The sequence below is a fragment of the Moorena sp. SIO3E8 genome (genome assembly GCF_010692445.1).
GTDB classification, from domain to species: Bacteria; Cyanobacteriota; Cyanobacteriia; order Cyanobacteriales; family Coleofasciculaceae; genus Moorena; species Moorena bouillonii.
In genome coordinates, this window is the sequence record NZ_JAAHHM010000375.1 from 1 (window position 1) to 1,181 (window position 1,181).

1 protein-coding gene is annotated in these 1,181 nt (G+C 33.7%); it reads right to left on the minus strand.

The window, feature by feature from the left end; genetic code table 11:
- Positions 1–24: 24 nt before the first annotated feature.
- Positions 25–1,094 (minus strand): ISKra4 family transposase gene (locus F6K46_RS39895; RefSeq protein WP_293069080.1). Its coding sequence is split into 2 segments (ribosomal slippage): positions 25–920 and positions 920–1,094, totalling 1,071 coding nucleotides; the frame shifts between segments, so codons are not numbered across the junction.
- Positions 1,095–1,181: the final 87 nt, after the last annotated feature.

Below are 1,181 nucleotides of genomic sequence, written 5' to 3' on the forward strand. Positions count from 1 at the left end.
CATCTCATTTTTGTAAAAACATCATTAATAAAGCATCCCATTTAGGTAAGCACAGCGTAAAGAAAGAATTTTAGGAACATTTTCAATATTCCATTGTGAGCCTGATATTTTAACTCGCATTCCTATTTGCTTAATTCCTGATTCAATTGCTCCTGAACCTAGGGAACTTATTCTTTCTTTCTGATAGTATTCATAGTTGATTATTCGCTTTTTATGAGTTTCTATATAGTTACAAAAATTTTGTGCTACTTTCTTTTTTAATCCCCTAAATAAATCTAAAGTCTCTGCCACTTTTCCTGACCAGAGAAGCTTTTCTGCCTTCTGTAAACGTTTCAAGGAACCTCCCACTTTATAAAGATTTTCCTTTAGATGATACCAATCCAATATTTCTCTTCTTTGAGCCGGTTCTCCCAGTTCTTCAAATATATTCCAAATTCCTTGATGACCATCACCTGTACAAAAGAACGGGTTGAGAAGTTTTTGACTATTTACCCAATCTATTAAAACTTGGTTTTCTTGAAAGAAAGCTCCTATATATGTTCCATTCAAACACACAGCTTTATAATCTTTCCATTCACAGGCTTCACCATTTTCCTCTGTACGTAACCGGATTTTTCCTGCATCTAAGCTTACTTCTTGTATTCCTAATCTAGATTCTGGTAAGTCTACATCTTGCTTTTTAACTAATCTATGTAATGTACTATGTGAAATTTTGATTCCCGTCATTGCCCATAAATCTTCCTCTGCTCTCTTATAAGATTCATTGGCACAAATAAGCAGAGCATTTTTTTCCAGCTTTGGACTTAATTGACTATGAGGTTTTAGCTCAAAATAATCCGCCTGTTTATCAGTGATTTCTACTTCTCCTACTATGGTTTTTATTCGGCGAGGTCTGCCAATTTTTACTTGACTGACTTCTGAAAAAAAAATTTTGCTATCTCTGGAGAAACTTCTTCCTGAATATAGTCTCTTAAAGTCGTTTCTATATCCTCAAATCTTTGCTTATTTTCTGGGGGGGTCTGACGATATAAAAGTTGAGCTACAGCTTTTAAATGTTCTTTTAGCTCTTGCTTTTCTTCCGGACTCAAGTTCATGAGTTTTAGTAATTATTAGAAACTATTTATCATTAATAATATCATGATATCATGATTTTGGTATTTTTGCAAAACTGAGATGCACCC